17 protein-coding genes and 1 other annotated feature are annotated in these 17,223 nt (G+C 53.5%); of the genes, 4 read left to right on the top strand and 13 right to left on the bottom strand.

Going from position 1 to position 17,223, the window contains the following annotated elements:
- Nucleotides 1-93 precede the first annotated feature (93 nt).
- On the bottom strand, nucleotides 94-1,047 hold the full coding sequence (gene tal, locus I6L74_RS11570) for a transaldolase (protein ID WP_059180175.1): 954 nt from the start codon (nucleotides 1,045-1,047) through the stop codon (nucleotides 94-96).
- Between the two features lie 375 nt (nucleotides 1,048-1,422).
- Between tal and I6L74_RS11565 the strand changes: the two genes are divergently transcribed.
- Nucleotides 1,423-2,853: an alanine/glycine:cation symporter family protein gene (locus I6L74_RS11565; protein ID WP_059180176.1), complete on the top strand. Its 1,431-nt coding sequence runs from the start codon at nucleotides 1,423-1,425 to the stop codon at nucleotides 2,851-2,853.
- Between the two features lie 66 nt (nucleotides 2,854-2,919).
- On the top strand, nucleotides 2,920-3,693 hold the full coding sequence (gene yaaA / locus I6L74_RS11560) for a peroxide stress protein YaaA (protein WP_059180177.1): 774 nt from the start codon (nucleotides 2,920-2,922) through the stop codon (nucleotides 3,691-3,693).
- Between the two features lie 125 nt (nucleotides 3,694-3,818).
- Here yaaA and I6L74_RS11555 read toward each other — a convergent pair whose 3' ends face one another.
- The 7 genes from I6L74_RS11555 to yjjY form a co-directional block, all read right to left on the bottom strand.
- A complete protein-coding gene (locus I6L74_RS11555; RefSeq protein ID WP_059180178.1) occupies nucleotides 3,819-4,115 on the bottom strand; it encodes a DUF2502 domain-containing protein in 297 nt (98 codons plus the stop codon).
- A gap of 213 nt (nucleotides 4,116-4,328) precedes the next feature.
- Complete coding sequence (gene thrC, locus I6L74_RS11550) at nucleotides 4,329-5,615, bottom strand: threonine synthase (protein ID WP_059180179.1); 1,287 nt, start codon at nucleotides 5,613-5,615, stop codon at nucleotides 4,329-4,331.
- A gap of 3 nt (nucleotides 5,616-5,618) precedes the next feature.
- Nucleotides 5,619-6,548 carry a homoserine kinase gene (gene thrB / locus I6L74_RS11545; RefSeq protein WP_059180180.1) on the bottom strand — a complete coding sequence of 310 codons (930 nt, stop codon included), beginning with the start codon at nucleotides 6,546-6,548 and terminating at the stop codon, nucleotides 5,619-5,621.
- Between the two features lies 1 nt (nucleotide 6,549).
- Nucleotides 6,550-9,012 (bottom strand): bifunctional aspartate kinase/homoserine dehydrogenase I, encoded by a 2,463-nt coding sequence (thrA, locus tag I6L74_RS11540; RefSeq protein WP_059180181.1) that lies wholly within the window; start codon nucleotides 9,010-9,012, stop codon nucleotides 6,550-6,552.
- Between the two features lie 24 nt (nucleotides 9,013-9,036).
- Nucleotides 9,037-9,155 (bottom strand) — a sequence feature (Thr leader region).
- Nucleotides 9,094-9,162 carry a thr operon leader peptide gene (thrL, locus tag I6L74_RS11535; protein WP_107704209.1) on the bottom strand — a complete coding sequence of 23 codons (69 nt, stop codon included), beginning with the start codon at nucleotides 9,160-9,162 and terminating at the stop codon, nucleotides 9,094-9,096. Its footprint overlaps the feature before it by 62 nt.
- 210 nt (nucleotides 9,163-9,372) lie before the next feature.
- Nucleotides 9,373-10,059: a tRNA/rRNA methyltransferase gene (locus tag I6L74_RS11530; RefSeq protein WP_059180182.1), complete on the bottom strand. Its 687-nt coding sequence runs from the start codon at nucleotides 10,057-10,059 to the stop codon at nucleotides 9,373-9,375.
- Nucleotides 10,060-10,458: 399 nt separating this feature from the next.
- Entirely contained in the window at nucleotides 10,459-10,599 is a 141-nt protein-coding gene (gene yjjY / locus I6L74_RS11525) for a YjjY family protein (protein ID WP_042998021.1), read from the bottom strand.
- Between the two features lie 95 nt (nucleotides 10,600-10,694).
- Between yjjY and arcA the strand changes: the two genes are divergently transcribed.
- On the top strand, nucleotides 10,695-11,411 hold the full coding sequence (gene arcA / locus I6L74_RS11520; RefSeq protein ID WP_006174002.1) for a two-component system response regulator ArcA: 717 nt from the start codon (nucleotides 10,695-10,697) through the stop codon (nucleotides 11,409-11,411).
- Between the two features lie 46 nt (nucleotides 11,412-11,457).
- On the opposite strand, the gene creD is transcribed toward arcA, so the two are convergent.
- Genes creD through creA form a run of 4 tightly spaced genes read right to left on the bottom strand, consistent with a single transcriptional unit; the run spans nucleotide 11,458 to nucleotide 15,478 of the window.
- Nucleotides 11,458-12,822, bottom strand: a complete 1,365-nt coding sequence (creD, locus tag I6L74_RS11515; protein ID WP_059180183.1) for a cell envelope integrity protein CreD — start codon at nucleotides 12,820-12,822, stop codon at nucleotides 11,458-11,460.
- Nucleotides 12,823-12,879: 57 nt separating this feature from the next.
- A complete protein-coding gene (gene creC, locus I6L74_RS11510; protein WP_059180184.1) occupies nucleotides 12,880-14,304 on the bottom strand; it encodes a two-component system sensor histidine kinase CreC in 1,425 nt (474 codons plus the stop codon).
- Nucleotides 14,304-14,993 (bottom strand): two-component system response regulator CreB, encoded by a 690-nt coding sequence (gene creB, locus I6L74_RS11505; RefSeq protein ID WP_059180185.1) that lies wholly within the window; start codon nucleotides 14,991-14,993, stop codon nucleotides 14,304-14,306. Before creB ends, creC begins: the two co-directional genes overlap by 1 nt.
- Nucleotides 14,994-15,007: 14 nt before the next feature.
- Nucleotides 15,008-15,478: a protein CreA gene (creA, locus tag I6L74_RS11500; protein ID WP_059180186.1), complete on the bottom strand. Its 471-nt coding sequence runs from the start codon at nucleotides 15,476-15,478 to the stop codon at nucleotides 15,008-15,010.
- A gap of 211 nt (nucleotides 15,479-15,689) precedes the next feature.
- On the opposite strand from creA, the gene robA reads away from it, so the two are divergent.
- Nucleotides 15,690-16,559, top strand: a complete 870-nt coding sequence (robA, locus tag I6L74_RS11495; RefSeq protein WP_059180187.1) for an MDR efflux pump AcrAB transcriptional activator RobA — start codon at nucleotides 15,690-15,692, stop codon at nucleotides 16,557-16,559.
- Here the strand turns inward: robA and gpmB are convergent.
- Nucleotides 16,556-17,203 (bottom strand): 2,3-diphosphoglycerate-dependent phosphoglycerate mutase GpmB, encoded by a 648-nt coding sequence (gene gpmB, locus I6L74_RS11490; RefSeq protein ID WP_012015966.1) that lies wholly within the window; start codon nucleotides 17,201-17,203, stop codon nucleotides 16,556-16,558. The two genes, robA and gpmB, sit on opposite strands and share 4 nt — an antisense overlap.
- Nucleotides 17,204-17,223 lie beyond the last annotated feature (20 nt).

Here is a 17,223-nt window from a genome sequence, read left to right as displayed (position 1 = left end):
AATACTGATTAACGGGAATGATACACGCAGAGGGGGAATTCAGACAGGGTATGAAAGAAGTCGCGTGACCGGAGGCCCGGTCACGCAGAATGATTACAGCAGATCGCCGATCATTTTTTCCAGTTTTTCCTGGTCAACAGCAAACTTACGGATACCGTCCGCCAGTTTGTCTACAGCCATTGGATCCTGGTTGTGCTGCCACAGGAACTCGGATTCAGTGATGCGTTCTGGACGCGCTTTCACTTCACCGGTGTAAGACAGTTTACGCTCCAGCGCGCCTTCGCTCTCTGCCAGCTCTTTCAGCAGTGCAGGGGCAATGGTCAGGCGGTCACAGCCAGCCAGCTCAATGATTTCACCCACGTTACGGAAGCTTGCGCCCATAACGACGGTTTCATAGCCGTGCTGTTTGTAGTACTGGTAGATTTCGCTCACGGAAATCACGCCTGGATCTTCCGCTGGTGCGAACTCTTTCTTGTCGGTGTTGGCTTTGTACCAGTCCATGATACGGCCCACGAACGGAGAAATCAGGTACACGCCGGCTTCAGCACAAGCACGCGCCTGAGCGAAGGAGAACAGCAGCGTCAGGTTACAGTTGATACCTTCTTTTTCCAGCTGTTCTGCAGCGCGGATGCCCTGCCAGGTGGATGCCAGTTTGATCAGAATGCGATCGTTGCTGATGCCAGCATCGTTATACAGTTTGATCAGGTGTTTGGCTTTGGCGATTGACGCGTCGGTGTCGTAGGACAGACGTGCGTCAACTTCGGTAGAAATACGGCCCGGAACCAGTTTCAGGATCTCCAGACCGATGTTTACAGCCAGTTTGTCAGTCGCGTCCACAACCTGCTGCGCACGATCGTTGCTCTGGCCTTTCGCCCAGGTGACAGCTTCGTCGATCAGTTTGCGGTACTCAGGAATCTGTGCGGCGTTAAGAATCAGAGAAGGGTTAGTTGTGGCATCCTGCGGCTGGTACAACTTCATTGCCGCGATATCTCCGGTGTCAGCTACGACAGTGGTGAACTGACGAAGGGAGGTCAATTTATCCGTCATGATAGTCTTTCTCTTTTTACGTGCCCTGGATAATTCACGCCACCGACAGCATGCCAGCAACGGAAAAATGACAGGTTTACTTGTTAGGGGGATGTAACCGGTCTGCCCTGATGATAACACGACGGAATAGCAGCGCAACCGCAGACAGTGCGCTAACGGATAGTATGATAAACTCCGAATATTAACAGCCTGCTAATTAACAACAGGCTCTCGATTTGTACTTACCCAAAATAATTCGTGTTGCAGAAAGGCGGCAAGCGAGCGAATCCCCCAGGGGCTTACATTGAGTAAGTGACCAGGGTGAACGAGCGCAGCCAACGCACCTGCGGCTTGAAGTATGACGGGTAAGCAGTGGCATCAACAAGAGGGACGTTAATGCCTGATTTCTTTTCCTTTATCAATGAGGTCCTGTGGGGCTCAGTGATGATCTATTTGCTGCTGGGAGCCGGAATATGGTTCACGGTACGCAGCGGTTTTATTCAATTTCGCTATATTCGCCAGTTTGGTAAAAGTCTGAAAAATAGCGTCACCCCGCAACCCGATGGATTAACCTCTTTTCAGGCGCTCTGCACCAGCCTCGCCGCCCGCGTTGGCAGCGGGAATCTGGCGGGCGTGGCGTTAGCCATTGGCGCAGGCGGCCCGGGAGCCGTGTTCTGGATGTGGGTCACGGCGCTTATCGGAATGGCGACGTCGTTTGCCGAATGCTCGCTGGCGCAGCTCTACAAAGAGCGGGATCGGCACGGTCAGTTTCGCGGTGGCCCGGCCTGGTATATGTCGCGCGGCCTGGGTATGCGCTGGATGGGCGTGCTGTTTTCTGTTTTGCTACTCATCGCTTATGGTCTTATTTTCAACACGGTACAAGCCAACTCGGTGGCGCACGCTCTGCGCTACGCGTTTGATTTCCCGGAATGGATAACCGGCGCGATGCTGGCTGCCGCGACCCTGATGGTCATCGTGACAGGCATCAAAGGCGTTGCACGCCTGATGCAGTGGCTGGTGCCGGTGATAGCGCTGTTGTGGGTCAGCACCAGCCTGGTCGTTACCGCCATGCATCTTGACCAGCTTCCGGATGTGATCGCCACCATTTTCAAAGCCGCTTTCGGCTGGCGAGAAGCCGCAGCAGGGGCGCTGGGATATACCCTGAGCCAGGCGCTGACGGCGGGTTTTCAGCGCGGCATGTTCTCTAACGAAGCCGGAATGGGTTCCACACCGAATGCCGCTGCCGCAGCGGCCTCATGGCCCCCGCACCCTGCCGCGCAAGGTATCGTGCAGATGATTGGCGTATTCGTCGACACCATCATTATCTGCTCCGCCAGCGCCATGATTGTGCTGCTCGCGGGCCCTGTAACGCATACCCGCAGTCCAGAAGGTATTCAGATTGTTCAGCAGGCGCTGGTGAATCTTGCCGGTGGCTGGGGCGCAGGTTTTGTGTCGCTTATCGTGATCCTATTTTCGTTCAGCTCGATTGTCGCCAATTATATTTATGCTGAAACTAACCTGATTTTTCTGCGTTTTGATTCGCGCAAAGCGTTATGGCTGCTGCGGGTTGGGATCGCTGGAATGGTGCTGGTTGGGTCGATGCTTAGCCTACCGCTGGTCTGGCAACTGGCGGACGTGATTATGGCGCTGATGGCGATCACTAACCTGACGGCCATTTTGCTGCTGTCTCCAGTTGTCGCGCTTATCGCCAGCGACTATTTACGCCAGCGTAAGCTGGGGCTAAAACCGGTGTTTGACGCGGCTCGTTACCCCGACATCAAGTCACAAATTGCGCCGGGCACCTGGGATGATTTGCCACGGCAATAGCAGCCATCGATCAACTGAAGCGGATTTTTTGCTAAAGTCGCACTAAATTTCCTGCAAGGACTGGTTATGCTGATTCTGATTTCACCTGCAAAAACGCTCGATTACCAGAGCCCGCTCGCCACCGAGCGCTATACCCAGCCCGAACTGCTGGATCATTCACAACAGCTGATTCGCGAGGCGCGCAAACTCTCCGCCCCGCAAATTGGCAAGTTGATGAGCATCAGCGACAAACTCGCCGATCTCAACGCCACCCGTTTCCACGACTGGCAGCCGGATTTCACGCCGAAAAATGCCCGTCAGGCGATCCTCGCGTTCAAAGGTGACGTGTACACCGGCTTGCAGGCGGAAGAATTCAGCGAGGCCGATTTTGATTTCGCCCAGCAGCATCTGCGCATGTTATCGGGTCTGTACGGCGTGCTGCGCCCGCTGGATTTGATGCAGCCGTACCGTCTTGAGATGGGCATTCGCCTGGAAAATGCCAAAGGCAAAGATCTGTACCATTTCTGGGGCGATATCATCACAGAGAAGCTTAACGACGCGCTGAAAGCCCAGGGTGACACTATCGTCATCAACCTGGCATCCGATGAATATTACCGGTCCGTGAAGCCGAAAAAGCTGAATGCGGAGATTATCAAACCCGTCTTCCTCGACGAGAAAAATGGCAAATTCAAAGTCATCAGCTTCTACGCCAAAAAAGCACGCGGGCTGATGAGCCGTTACATCATTGAAAATCGTCTGACAAAACCTGAGCAACTCACCGCATTTAACAGTGAAGGCTATTTCTTTGACGGCGAAGCGTCCGAGAAAGGCGAGCTGGTGTTTAAGCGCCACGAGCAGTAATTCAGTTCCTCACCTTAACCCTCTCCCCACAGGGAGAGGGGCTTTTCGCCACGATGCAATACTGAGAAACGCTTCAGCGCCCGTTTTCCCTCACGCCCCTTTTAGGGAGAGAGGAAGCAGAACAATCAGCGATGCTTCCAGTCCGGACCGTGTCCACGATCGTCATGATGTTTATCACGGCGATTATCATGACGATCCCGGTGACCGTCATGCGGATGCCAGCGGTTATCTCGCCACTCGTAATGCGATTTCCACCAGTCATTGTCGCGCCAGCGGCCGCCATCCCAGTGGTGACCCCGATCGTCTCGATCGCCAATCTGTAATTTTACGGCGGGTACTAGCGTGATGTCGGCTGCCTGCACAACCGTGGGAGCCACCAGCATCAGTGAAAGTGCAAGCAAAGCAGGTTTCAGTTTAGACATCGGGTACTCCTTCTCATTCTTGCCCAACACGGGCCGATGAAAGGAGATTACGTGAGGAGTATGCGGGTTGTTATCCTCTGCAATCCTATTCTCTAAGTGGGCGCATTTATTGGGAATTCCTGCTTTTTTCCCACACGATCTCTCCTTATTTTCTCCGTATTTGGGCATAAAAAAGGCCGGATATCCTCCGGCCTGAATCATCGCGTGATAAAACTATCCGCGCGTCATCATCAGCTTACGCAACGCGGCAAAATCCGCAGGCAAAGAGTGAGACAGGAGCGGCAGATCGGCACGGTCCGCCAGCTCTTTTGGCAGCGGCAGCGATTCACCCAGAATCTCATCGACGCTCTCTTTAAATTTTGCCGGATGCGCAGTGCCGAGGAACAGGCCGTATTCACCTGGATTGAGCTGGTCACGCAGCGCGCGGTACGCAATCGCCGCATGCGGCTCAGAGATGTACCCCACCGCTTTCAGCTCGCGCATCGTCGCTTTGGTGGTTTCGTCGGTAACGGCGGCATAACCCAGATCGCTCAGACGCCAGATTTTGCGGCGGAACAGCTCTTCTACACGCGGCCAGTTGTTCGGCTGTGACACATCCATCGCGTTAGAGAGGGTCGCTTTGGTCGCGTTTGGCGTCCATTTGCCGTCTTTCAGGAAACGGGGAACCGTATCATTGGCGTTGGTGGCCGCGATAAAACGCTTGACTGGCAACCCGAGGGATTTCGCCAGCAGACCTGCAGTCAGGTCGCCAAAGTTACCGCTTGGGACGGAGATCACCAGCTGATTACGCGCTTCCTGCGGGAGTTGCGCGACCGCTTCGAAGTAGTAGCAAATCTGCGCCAGCAGGCGGCTGATGTTAATGGAGTTGGCGGAGTTTAAGCCCAGCGCCACTTTCAGCTCTTCGTCATCAAACGCCTGTTTCACCAGCGCCTGACAAGCATCAAAATCACCGTCGATAGCGACGGTTTCAATGTTGCCGCCCAGCGTACAGAACAGTTTTTCCTGCAGCGGGCTGATTTTGCCCTGCGGATAGAGGATCACCACGCGCACGTTTTTCAGACCGTAAAACGCGTGAGCCACAGCCGCGCCGGTGTCACCGGACGTCGCAGTCAGGATAGTGACCGGTTTATCGCCGCTGATGTGCGTCAGCATTTGCGCCATAAAGCGGCCGCCAAAGTCTTTAAACGCTAGCGTTGGGCCGTGGAACAGCTCCAGACAGCCGATATCCGGCTCAACCGATTTTACCGGAGCCGGGAACGCAAACGCCGCGCGAACACGCTCTTCCAGCTCAGCTTGCGGAATTTCATCGCCAATAAATGCGGAGACGATTTTGGCGCTGCGGCTGACAAAATCTTGCTTCAGCATTTCATCGATTTCAGTCAGGCTAAATTCCGGCAAGTCGTGCGGGAAGAACAGCCCCTGATTTTTGCCCAGGCCCTGAGTCACCGCCTGCGCGAAGCTGACCTGTTCGTTATGATCTTTCAGATTGTAGAGTTTCATCAATTATCCCAGTACTCGTGCGCCTGCCGTGTCCAGCCGGCAAATATGAACAAAGCCTTCCTGATTTTGCAGGTAGTTTTTCGCCAGCCAGTCCGCCACGCGCTGCGCGGTATCAGGCTTATCGCATAATGCGAACAGCGTCGGGCCGGAGCCGGAAATACCGCACGCCTGCGCGCCAATATCCAGCGATGCCTGACGCGCTTCAGTGAAGCCCGGCAGAAGTTTGGTGCGATACGGCTCGGCGATGACGTCTTTCATCAGCTTCGCCGCCAACGCAGGCTGACGGGTATAACAGGCGTGAATGAAGCCTGCCAGATGACGACCGTGCGCGATGCAATCCTGACGGCGGTACTGCGCGGGTAAAATCGCACGCGCTTCGGCGGTCGACACTTTAATACCCGGGTACGCCAGCACCCATAGCCACTCGTCAAAGCCAGGCACCTGTTGGCTGATAATGCCGTTCTCTTCGATCATCAGCTGCATACCGCCGAGGAAGCACGGTGCGACATTATCGTAATGAATGCTGCCGGAGATACGCCCTTCCAGCTCGCCCATCAGCGCCAGCAGGCGGTTGTTATTCAACGGCTTGCCGCAATATTCGTTCATCGCCACCAGTGCAGCAACGACTGAACAGGCGCTGGAACCGAGACCGGAACCAATTGGCATGCTTTTTTCAAGCGTCATCGCGACGGGCACGTTCTTGCCAATTTCCTGACAAAAACGCTCCCAGCACTGATAAACAATATTTTCGCGCGGTTCGGGCGGCAGCTTGCTGGCGAAACGGCCCACATTCGTGAGGCTAAAACTGTCGGCGGCGTCAACCGTTACCGTATCGCCCAGCGGCGACCCGTCGACCGGCGCAACCGCCGCACCCAGCACATCAAATCCGACGCTCATATTGGCGCTGGAAGCCGGGGCATAAACTTTGACCATGTTAAACTCCTAACTTCCATGACAGGGTACGGAGCAGATCGGCAAACACGCCCGCTGCAGTGACATCGTTCCCTGCGCCGTAACCGCGAAGCACAAGCGGCAATGGCTGATAATAGTGGCTGTAAAACGCGAGTGCGTTTTCGCCATTTTTGACTTTGAATAGCGGATCGTTACCGTCCACTTCAGCAATTTTTACGCGGCACACGCCGTCGTCTTCAATATTGCCAACATAGCGCAATACTTTGCCTTCATCACGGGCTTTCGCTACGCGAGCGGCAAAGTCATCGTCAAGCTGCGACAAACGGCCCATAAATGACGCGACATCGCCGCTGTCATCAAATCCTGCTGGCAGCACGGGTTCGATAACGATGTCAGAAAGCTCCAGCTCGCGCCCGGTTTCACGCGCGAGGATCAGCAGCTTGCGCGCCACGTCCATACCGGACAGATCGTCACGCGGGTCAGGTTCGGTATAACCTAACTCGCGCGCGGTGCGGGTCGCTTCTGACAGGCTCATGCCTTCATCCAGCTTGCCGAAGATAAACGACAGCGAGCCAGAGAGAATGCCGGAGAAACGCTGCAGTTCATCACCCGCATTCAGCAGGTTTTGCAGGTTCTCGATGACCGGTAAACCCGCACCCACGTTGGTATCATATAAGAACTTGCGGCGCGATTTGCTGGCAGCGGTGCGCAGCTGATGGTAATAATCCATCGACGAGGTGTTGGCCTTTTTGTTCGGCGTCACCACATGGAAGCCTTCGCGCAGGAAATCAGCGTATTGATCGGCCACCGCCTGATGAGAAGTACAATCGACAATCACTGGGTTAAGCAGGTGATACTCTTTCACCAGACGAATCAGACGACCCAGATTGAACGGCTCTTTGGCTTCTGCCAGCTCTGCCTGCCAGCTCTCCAGATTCAGCCCGTGAACGTTGGTGAGCAGCGCTTTTGAGTTCGCCAAGCCGCACACGCGCAGATCGATATGTTTTTTCTTCAGCCAACCCTGCTGGCGCTTAATTTGTTCCAGTAACGCACCACCCACGCCGCCCACACCGATCACAAACACTTCGATAACCTGATCGGTGTTGAACAACATCTGATGGGTAACGCGCACGCCAGTGGTAGCGTCGTCGTTACTCACCACCACCGAAATCGAACGCTCGGAAGAGCCCTGCGCAATGGCCACAATATTGATATTGGCGCGAGCCAGCGCAGCAAAGAACTTGGCGGAAATACCGCGCAGAGTGCGCATGCCGTCGCCTACCACGGAGATGATTGCCAGACGTTCCTGAATCGACAGCGGCTCCAGAAGTTCTTCTTTCAGTTCCAGATAGAACTCCTCTTCCAGGGCACGGCGGGCACGCAGGCAATCCGCCTGCGGCACGCAGAAGCTGATGCTGTATTCGGAAGAGGACTGGGTGATCAGCACCACCGAAATGCCGTTGCGTGACATCGCAGCAAATACGCGCGCCGCCATGCCGACCATGCCTTTCATGCCCGGTCCGGAAACGCTGAACATCGCCATGTTATTGAGGTTAGAGATGCCTTTGACGGGCAAATCGTCTTCGTCATGACTGGCGCCAATCAGCGTACCGGGCGCTTGCGGATTACCGGTATTTTTGATTAAGCACGGGATCTGGAATTGAGCGATGGGAGAAATGGTACGAGGATGGAGCACTTTAGCGCCGAAATACGACAGTTCCATCGCTTCCTGATACGACATTGATTTCAGCAGCCTTGCGTCCGGCACCTGACGCGGATCGCAGGTATAGACGCCGTCGACGTCAGTCCAGATCTCGCAACAATCGGCGCGCAGACAGGCAGCCAGCACGGCGGCTGAATAGTCAGAACCGTTACGGCCCAGTACCACCAGCTCGCCTTTCTCGTTACCGGCGGTAAAGCCCGCCATTAAAATCATGTGATCCGCAGGGATTTTGCTGGCGGCAATGCGGCGCGTGGATTCGGCAATGTCCACGGTAGATTCGAGGTAATGTCCAACGGCCAGCAATTTTTCGACCGGATCAATCACCGCCACCTTGTGACCGCGCGCTTCGAGGAGGCCAGCCATGATGGCGATAGAGAGCTTTTCGCCACGGCAAATCAGCGCAGCATTGATACTGTCCGGACACTGGCCGAGCAGGCTGATACCGTGCAGAACATGTTTAATTTGAGCGAATTCTTGCTCAACAAATGCTTTTAACGGTGCGAGTGGGAAACCTGGCTGCAAATCAGCAAGCCCCTGAAGCAGTTCGGTAAAAATTCGTTCGGCGTCGCTGATGTTCGGAAGGGCATCCTGACCACCGATGGTTTTTTCAATCATCGCCACCAGATGGTTGGTGATTTTCGCCGGGGCAGAAAGCACGGTTGCGACCTGCCCCTGCCTGGCGTTGCTTTCCAGGATATCGGCAACACGCAGAAAACGTTCTGCATTTGCCACTGATGTACCGCCGAACTTCAAGACTCGCATGGTATTACCTCATAATCTTTAGCCGAAAAAAAAGCCCGCACTGTTTAGGTGCGGGCTTTTTTCTGTTTTTCCTGTTACGCGTCAGCCCGCATCGTTACCTGTGGTAATGATGATGGTTGTTGTAATGGTGGTGGTGCTAACGCGATTCATGGATGTTGTGTTCTCTGTCGTTATTATCTGTCTGTCCTGTATCCCTAAGGGTTAAGGGATTCGGTATCCTAAGTCAATAAATTTCTAATTTGATCACAATTTACGCATCTTCTCAGTCACGCTGCTTGCCGTTTATTTTCATCCAGATAAGACCAGCTAAAACCCTTATAATCCGACTCATAAACCATATTAAATTAAAATGTTAGAATTTTACTCTGCCAATTTTTTTTCAATATCATGAAGCAATCGGTGCAGCATGGCGGTGTCTCGCTGCTCAAGACGCCCTAACCGCTGGTGTAACCACTCCACCATTTTTTGATCGTCCGCGACATTCAGTCGCGACAGAAGCGCGTCTGCGCGAACACGTAACGCACGCAGTTGGTTTTCGTCAACGCTGCTCGACGCAGGCGCGGCAATTTGCATTAAAGATGCTAATTGATAGCAATAGACCATCACCGCCTGGCCCAAATTGAGCGACGGGTAATCCGCCACCATCGGCACGCCGGTCAGAACATCGGCGAGCTCCAGTTCTTCGTTTGTGAGGCCCGAATCCTCACGGCCAAAAACCAGTGCCGCTTTCGATATCCATTCGCTTTTTTCCGTTAACATCGGCACCAGTTCAGCGGGCGTGGCGTAGTAATGAAATTTTGCCCGGCTGCGCGCGGTCGTCGCGACGGTGAATGAAATATCATGCAACGCGTCGGCAAGCGTCGCGTAAGTGGTTATATTATCGATAATTTCACCCGATCCGTGCGCCACCCAGCGCGTGGCAGGCTCAAGGTGTGCTTCGCTCGCCACGATCCGCAAATCGTTGAATCCCATCGTCTTCATCGCGCGCGCGGCGGCGCCAATATTCTCTGCTCTTGCTGGGGAAACCAGCACTATCGACAAGTGCATTTATGTTCTCTTATTAACCAGTTAGCGGGTGAAAGTGTGATCCACCTCAACATATTACGCGGCACGAATTTACAAAATTGCAACACAAATCACCGAAATAACGTTTCACTATAAATTAAAAACGTTAAACTGTTCAGTGGGTGAATTATTGGTAAAAATGTTAACAGATATTGCTTATCCGTATGTTTATTAATGATAATACCTGTATTGATAGCTTTTTCGAATTGGATTCGCGTTGTTTATTAATCAATACCTGCAACTAATTGGTTTATTGAAAATTTGTGACAAAGGCTAGCAATAGGATACGATGATTTCATCAAACTGTTAACGTGCTACAATTGAACTTGATATATGTCAACGAAGCGTAGTTTTATTGGGTGTCCGGTGTCACTTAGCCTGTTATGTTGCTGTTAAAATGGTTAGGATGACAGCCGTTTTTGACACTGTCGGGTCCAGAGGGAAACTACCCACGACCAAGCTAATGATGTTGTTGACGTTGATGGAAAGTGCATCAAGAACGCAATTACGTACTTTAGTCACGTTACGCCGGTCATGTTAATTTGTGACATGCATCAGGCAGGTCAGGGACTTTTGTACTTCCTGTTTCGATTTAGTTGGCAATTTAGGTAGCAAACATGCAGACCCCGCACATTCTTATCGTTGAAGACGAGTTGGTAACACGCAACACGTTAAAGAGCATTTTCGAAGCAGAAGGCTACGATGTCTTTGAAGCGACCGACGGCGCAGAGATGCATCAGATCCTGTCTGAAAATGACATCAATCTGGTCATCATGGACATCAACCTGCCAGGTAAAAACGGCCTTCTTCTGGCACGCGAACTGCGTGAACAGGCGAATGTGGCGTTAATGTTCCTGACGGGCCGTGACAATGAAGTTGATAAAATCCTCGGTCTGGAAATCGGCGCTGATGACTACATCACCAAGCCATTCAACCCGCGTGAGTTGACCATTCGTGCACGCAATCTGCTTTCCCGTACCATGAATCTGGGTACGGTGAGCGAAGAGCGCCGTAGCGTCGACAGCTACAAATTCAACGGCTGGGAACTTGATATTAATAGCCGTTCGCTGGTTAGCCCGAACGGTGAACAGTATAAGCTGCCGCGCAGTGAATTCCGCGCCATGCTGCACTTCTGCGAAAATCCGGGCAAGATTCAGTCCCGCGCAGAACTGCTGAAGAAAATGACCGGCCGTGAGCTGAAGCCGCACGACCGTACTGTTGATGTGACTATCCGTCGTATTCGTAAACATTTCGAATCCACGCCGGATACGCCAGAAATCATCGCCACGATCCATGGCGAAGGTTACCGTTTCTGCGGCGATCTGCAGGAATAATCCCGCAGTCAACGCAGTAAAAAACGGCGCTTAACGCGCCGTTTTTTTATTTCCAGATCCGTAAAGCCGCATCATCCGTGTCTTTAAGCGAGCCACCGTCTGGTGGATTACGTTTTGACTGTGAAAGCGAATACCAGTCAAAGTGACGCGTTAGATACATCACCGCAAACAATGCAATCGCCAGTACGGCCGACCCCAACAGCAGCGCACTGTCTTCCGAGCGCAGCAAGAACCACACCACCGCATCAAGCCCTAACAGTGCCAGGATAAACACCGCACTGCGCTTCCAGCCTTCAAGCACCGCTTGCAAATACACCCCATTCATCATTGCGCCGACCAGGCTTGCGATAATCCAGGCGGGCGTGAATCCAACGTGTTCTGACAGCGCCAGCAAAACCAGATAAAACAGCACCAGCGACAGCCCAACCAGCAGGTACTGCATTGGGTGAAGACGAAGATGGGTTAAGGTCTCGTAGATAAAGAACGCCATAAACGTCAGGGCGATCAGCAAAATGGCATACTTGATGGCGCGGTCGGTCAGTTGATACTGGTCGGCAGGCGTCGCCACGGTCACGCTAAAAGCTGGAACATGTCGCCACTCAGGCTGAATTTGATCGCCAAACAGGCTCTCAAGATTGTTAGCAAACCAGCTGCTTTTCCACTGCGCCTGGAAACCCGATGCGCTAATTTCGCGCTGAACCGGTAAGTAATCACCCATAAAACCGGGATGCGGCCAGTTACTGCGTAGCGTTAGCTCGCTGTTACGCCCGACCGGGACGACGGAAAAACTGCCCGTCCCGTTAAGGCTCAGCGACATGTCCAGCGCAAGGGTCTTCATCGCGAGGTGATTTTCATTCAGCGGAATATGAATGCCCGGCAATTCGCCCGAAACACCAGAACCGGGTTCAACAGTTAGCGCTTCGCCGTTGATTTTCGAGATACTTACCGCGCCGATCCCGCGCGCATCGCCCACACCGACCACAATAAATGGCTGTCCAAGGGTGATCGTTTCGCCTTTTAAGCGCGTCAGCTTTTCAGTATTAAATTGCGCTTTGAGTTTGAGATCGGTGGTCCAGATTTGTCCGTCATAGATACCGATGCTCCTGGATTGCACCTGCTGATTTCCGTCGATGACCAGGGATTCCGGCAGCACAAAATGCAGATAACTGCGCTTATGTTCGACCTCTTTTTTATCCTCAATTTTGTAGTAAATCTCGGTTACCGGGATGGCGATAAGCGGCCCGGTAAGCTGCTGCGGCCCGCTGGTGCTTTGCCGTAGCGTATCTTCCACGTCGTCGCGATAGCTGGCGCGCTCCGAAATCAGGTTACTCACCATAAACAACGGAACGAGTAATAGCAGGATGCACCCAATGAGGGTGCTGACTTTCCAGAACAGGGGGGATTTTTTCATGACCTTCTCCTTTGTGATAAAAGGAGAATAACGAGGCTATGTGCGGTCAGTTTGAAGTTATGTGAAGGGACGGTGAAGTGTCAGTAACGCCTCGACACCGCCTTCTTCGCGGTTACGAAGCTGAATATCGCCGTGGTGCAGACGGGCAACTTCCTGAACGAAGGCCAGACCCAGACCGCTGCTTTTCAGCCCATTTTCACGCGGGAGCGAATAAAAGCGCTCAAAGATGCGGGTATGTGCGTACTCAGGAATACCGCTGCCGCTATCGGTTACGCTCAGCTGCAATTTTTTGTGCACCTCACGGGCGGCAAGCTCAATGCGTCCCCCTTCGGGCGTAAAATCGAGCGCATTGTCCAGCAGATTACCGAGCGCCTGTTCGAGTAAATCCTCGTCGCCTTCGACTGCCGTTAAAGAATTTTTCACGGTCAGGGTGATATTTTTGGCGGCGAGTAACGCCGCGCGCGCCGCTCTCAAACGTGTAAACAGGGCATCGATATCCACATGGCTCGGCGTGATCTCCACGCGATTCTCCAGCCGCGCCTGCTCGAGAAGCTTCTCAACAAGCGACTGCATGCGTGCATTTTGCACCAGAATATTATCGACAAAACGCGCGGCCACCTGCGGCGGTGGCTGTTCTGCCAGGATTTCAGCCGAACCGCGAATGGCCGCCAGCGGGCTTTTCAGTTCGTGGGTCAGCGCGTGAACGTAGTGTTCAATATAATTTTTGCCTTCGAGGCGAATGCGCATGTTTTCCAGCGCCTGTGCGAGCTTACGCAATTCGCTACTACCCGGATCGGGCAACGGCAGTGGAGTATCCGTCGTCACCGAATCGGCATAGCGCGACAGCGAACTGATTGAGCGATTTATCCACCACGCTACCACCAGCCCAATCAGCAGAGCGATACTCAGTAGCGCCGCGCCAGCCCATAAAATGCGGCGCTCACTGCGATGAATAACCGGCGCCATCGCGCTGTTTGGCTTGCCCACCGACAACACGCCGATAATCTTTCCGTGGTCGATAATCGGTGCGGCGACGTACATCACGGTGCTTTGCGGATCGTCAGGGTCAATTTGCGTGCTACGCGCACCATAGTCGCCACGCAGCGTAAGCCAGACATCGTTCCAGCGCGAATAATCTTCGCCGAGCGCTTTGCCGGACGAATCGAACACCACCCTGCCCTGGGCGTCCGTCATGTAAACATGATATTCGTTGCGCACTTTATGGATGCCGCCAATGTTGGCGCGAAACGGACGCTGATGAAGCTGCGAGAAAGCCTGCGCCAGTCGGCCATTATGTGCAGAGCCTGACAGCAAATCGTCACGCCCGACCTGTGCCAGAAGAGTGGCAGTATCAATCAACGTGCCTTCCGTTGCCCTGCGCACGCCTGGCTTCACTTCCTGGACAAATATCGACAGCACAAACCATGCCGCAATCGCCACAATCAGGAAATAGCCCAATAACAACCGCATACCGATGCGCATCAGTATAATCCCAGGCTGTAGCCCATTCCGCGGTGGGTACTGATGGGTGAAAGTTCGGCATTGACGGCGCGCAGCTTGGCACGCAGGGTTTTGATATGGGTATCGACCGTACGATCAAAACTATCGCCCTCATCGCCCCACACTTTGTCCATCAACTGCTGGCGAGAAAAAACGCGGCCAGGCGCGTTCAGAAGGGTTTTCAGCAGTAAAAACTCATACCGTGTGAGCGGCAAAGCGTGACCGCACCAGCTGATGTGCGCCGCAGGCTCGTTAAGTTCAAATTGACCAATACGGACGATGTCAAAAGGCGCAGCGGACTTTTGCATTCGTCGTAGAATGGTTCTGACACGTGCGCACACTTCGCGGGGCGAAAAGGGTTTAGCGACGTAGTCATCCGCCCCCATTTCCAGGCCCAGCAGTTTATCCACTTCATCACTCCGGGCCGTGAGAAACAGCACCGGCAGCGAGGGATGCTGCGCCAGAAGCTGACGACACAGCTCAAAACCGCTGATATCCGGCAGCCCCACGTCAAGAATGGCCAGCGCCGGAGCCTGCCGGCGCGCTTCATCCAGCGCCGGAAGCCCACGCTCAAAGGCTTTCACGGCGAATCCTTCCTGAGAAAGCATGTAAATGAGCGTCTCGGCAATGCTACTTTCATCTTCAACCAGCCAAATCAACGGTTGCTGCATCGTGATTCCCTGCATTAACGCCACGGCATAATCGGTACTGCGCTCAGCGCGTTTTTCGGCGATCCTTCGACCACTTTATCCGAGTACGCCAGATAGGCTAACGTATTGCGCTTCGGATCGTAAAAACGCACGACCTGGAGTTTTTTGAACACCAGAGAGGTGCGTTTCTGGAACACGACATCGCCCTGCGCTTTACCGTTTTTGATTTTGTCGCTTAATTCCACCGGCCCCACCTGCTGGCAGGAAATCGCCGCATCAGCCGTATCTTCGGCCAGACCAAGCCCACCTTTAATGCCGCCCGTTTTGGCGCGACTGATGTAGCACGTGACGTTCTTGACGTCGGGATCGTCAAACGCTTCGACGACAATTTTATGGTCCGGGCCAAACACTTTAAATACGGTGTCAACGGAGCCAACTTCTTCTGCGAGCGCGGTGCGCCCGACTAATACCATCAGCGCGGTGAAGATCAATGTCTTGTATTTCATATTGTTACCATTCTTTAAAATTGCATTAAGCGATTATTCAATAATCCAGATAAAAACCTAGCAAGATCACAGGATTATAAAATTCATCCCGATAATGTGCGGCAAAAAGCATGAATGCGCAAAAAAAACACTGAATGCTAAAACATCAAAAAATGCTATTATCCGCTACCCTGTTATCAGGCACCTGCTGTTTTAAGGATGAGGATAGTATATGGATCAGGCTGGAATTATTCGCGATCTGCTTACCTGGCTGGAAGGTCATCTGGACCAGCCATTGTCACTGGATAATGTGGCGGCAAAAGCAGGCTATTCCAAGTGGCATCTGCAAAGGATGTTCAAAGATGTCACCGGTCATGCTATCGGTGCCTACATTCGCGCGCGTCGACTGTCAAAATCTGCCGTCGCTCTGCGCCTGACGGCACGTCCGATTCTGGATATTGCCCTGCAATACCGTTTTGACTCGCAGCAAACGTTCACCCGCGCCTTTAAAAAACAGTTCTCGTTGACGCCTGCGCTCTATCGCCGCTCGCCCGACTGGAGCTCGTTCGGCATGCGTCCGCCGCTGCGTCTGGGTGAATTCGCCATGCCGAAGCACGAGTTTATCACCCTGCCAGAAACGCACCTGATCGGCACAACGCAAAGCTACACCTGTTCGCTGGAGCAGATTTCCGAATTCCGTCATCAGATGCGAGTGCAGTTCTGGCGCGATTTCCTGAGTCATGCACCGGCCATTCCACCGCTGCTGTATGGTCTGAACCAGACGCATCCAAGCCTGGAAAAAGACGACGAACAGGAAGTGTTTTACACCACCGCACTCACCCCAGAAATGGCCAATGGCTATATTCAGGGATCGAAACCGGTAGTGATCGAAGGCGGTGACTACGTGATGTTCACCTATGAAGGACTGGGCACCGGCGTTCAGGAATTCATCCTGACCGTTTACGGAACCTGCATGCCAATGCTGAATCTGAACCGCCGTAAAGGTCAGGACATTGAGCGTTACTTTCCGGCCAGCGATGTGAAGCCGGAAGAACGCCCAATCGATCTGCGTATGGAATATCTGGTTCCGATTCGCCGCTAGCGCTGTAGCTCATCCAGCGCAGGGGCGTCCAGATGCGAGATGTCCCCTGCCATTTCCACCACCCAACCAGACGCAAGCCATGGGCTTTCCTGATAGTCGATGCGGGAAATAGAACAGTTGCGCAGACGCAAACGGCGCTCCGCATAGGCTGGCAATCCAAGAATCGTACTGACCAGGCAACCCAGCGCAATACCGTGACTCACCAGCAGCGGACGACTGCCTTCCGGCAACTTCAGGCAATCCGCCAGAGCCGCCTGCACGCGTACGCTCAGCTCCTGCATGGATTCACCATCAGGAATGCGGCCATCTTCCGTACCGTTCACCAGCGTACGACGCCAGCCCTCTTCCTCGTCAGTCAAAGAATCAACATGGCGCTTTTCCAGCACGCCCATGTCGAGTTCGCGCAGACGCGGGTCGAGAATGATGTCGCAGCCACAAGCGTCGGCAATAATGCGTGCCGTTTGCTGGGTACGACCGAGATCGCTGGCAATGATGTGCGTGATGCCCAGTGTTCTGGCACGTTCCGCCACTTGCCGCGCTTGTTGCTCACCTTTGGCGGTGAGAGGACTGTCTGACTGCCCTTGAATACGTCGCTCGGCGTTCCACTGCGTTTCACCGTGGCGAACAAGGTAAACCTGTAACATGCTATTTTTCCGTTATACTG

This window comes from Lelliottia amnigena, from assembly GCF_019047465.1.
Classification (GTDB): domain Bacteria; phylum Pseudomonadota; class Gammaproteobacteria; order Enterobacterales; family Enterobacteriaceae; genus Enterobacter; species Enterobacter amnigenus.
The sequence above is the reverse complement of the archived record's forward strand: the minus strand, read 5'-3'. Positions and strand labels throughout refer to the sequence as shown.

Excerpts from the sequence above, each read along its gene's own strand:
- tal (WP_059180175.1), bottom strand. The coding sequence starts at position 1,047 with ATGACGGATAAATTGACCTCCCTTCGTCAGTTCACCACTGTCGTAGCT.
- I6L74_RS11565 (WP_059180176.1), top strand. The coding sequence starts at position 1,423 with ATGCCTGATTTCTTTTCCTTTATCAATGAGGTCCTGTGGGGCTCAGTG.
- yaaA (WP_059180177.1), top strand. The coding sequence starts at position 2,920 with ATGCTGATTCTGATTTCACCTGCAAAAACGCTCGATTACCAGAGCCCG.
- I6L74_RS11555 (WP_059180178.1), bottom strand. The coding sequence starts at position 4,115 with ATGTCTAAACTGAAACCTGCTTTGCTTGCACTTTCACTGATGCTGGTG.
- thrC (WP_059180179.1), bottom strand. The coding sequence starts at position 5,615 with ATGAAACTCTACAATCTGAAAGATCATAACGAACAGGTCAGCTTCGCG.
- thrB (WP_059180180.1), bottom strand. The coding sequence starts at position 6,548 with ATGGTCAAAGTTTATGCCCCGGCTTCCAGCGCCAATATGAGCGTCGGA.
- thrA (WP_059180181.1), bottom strand. The coding sequence starts at position 9,012 with ATGCGAGTCTTGAAGTTCGGCGGTACATCAGTGGCAAATGCAGAACGT.
- I6L74_RS11530 (WP_059180182.1), bottom strand. The coding sequence starts at position 10,059 with ATGCACTTGTCGATAGTGCTGGTTTCCCCAGCAAGAGCAGAGAATATT.
- arcA (WP_006174002.1), top strand. The coding sequence starts at position 10,695 with ATGCAGACCCCGCACATTCTTATCGTTGAAGACGAGTTGGTAACACGC.
- creD (WP_059180183.1), bottom strand. The coding sequence starts at position 12,822 with ATGAAAAAATCCCCCCTGTTCTGGAAAGTCAGCACCCTCATTGGGTGC.
- creC (WP_059180184.1), bottom strand. The coding sequence starts at position 14,304 with ATGCGCATCGGTATGCGGTTGTTATTGGGCTATTTCCTGATTGTGGCG.
- creB (WP_059180185.1), bottom strand. The coding sequence starts at position 14,993 with ATGCAGCAACCGTTGATTTGGCTGGTTGAAGATGAAAGTAGCATTGCC.
- creA (WP_059180186.1), bottom strand. The coding sequence starts at position 15,478 with ATGAAATACAAGACATTGATCTTCACCGCGCTGATGGTATTAGTCGGG.
- robA (WP_059180187.1), top strand. The coding sequence starts at position 15,690 with ATGGATCAGGCTGGAATTATTCGCGATCTGCTTACCTGGCTGGAAGGT.
- gpmB (WP_012015966.1), bottom strand. The coding sequence starts at position 17,203 with ATGTTACAGGTTTACCTTGTTCGCCACGGTGAAACGCAGTGGAACGCC.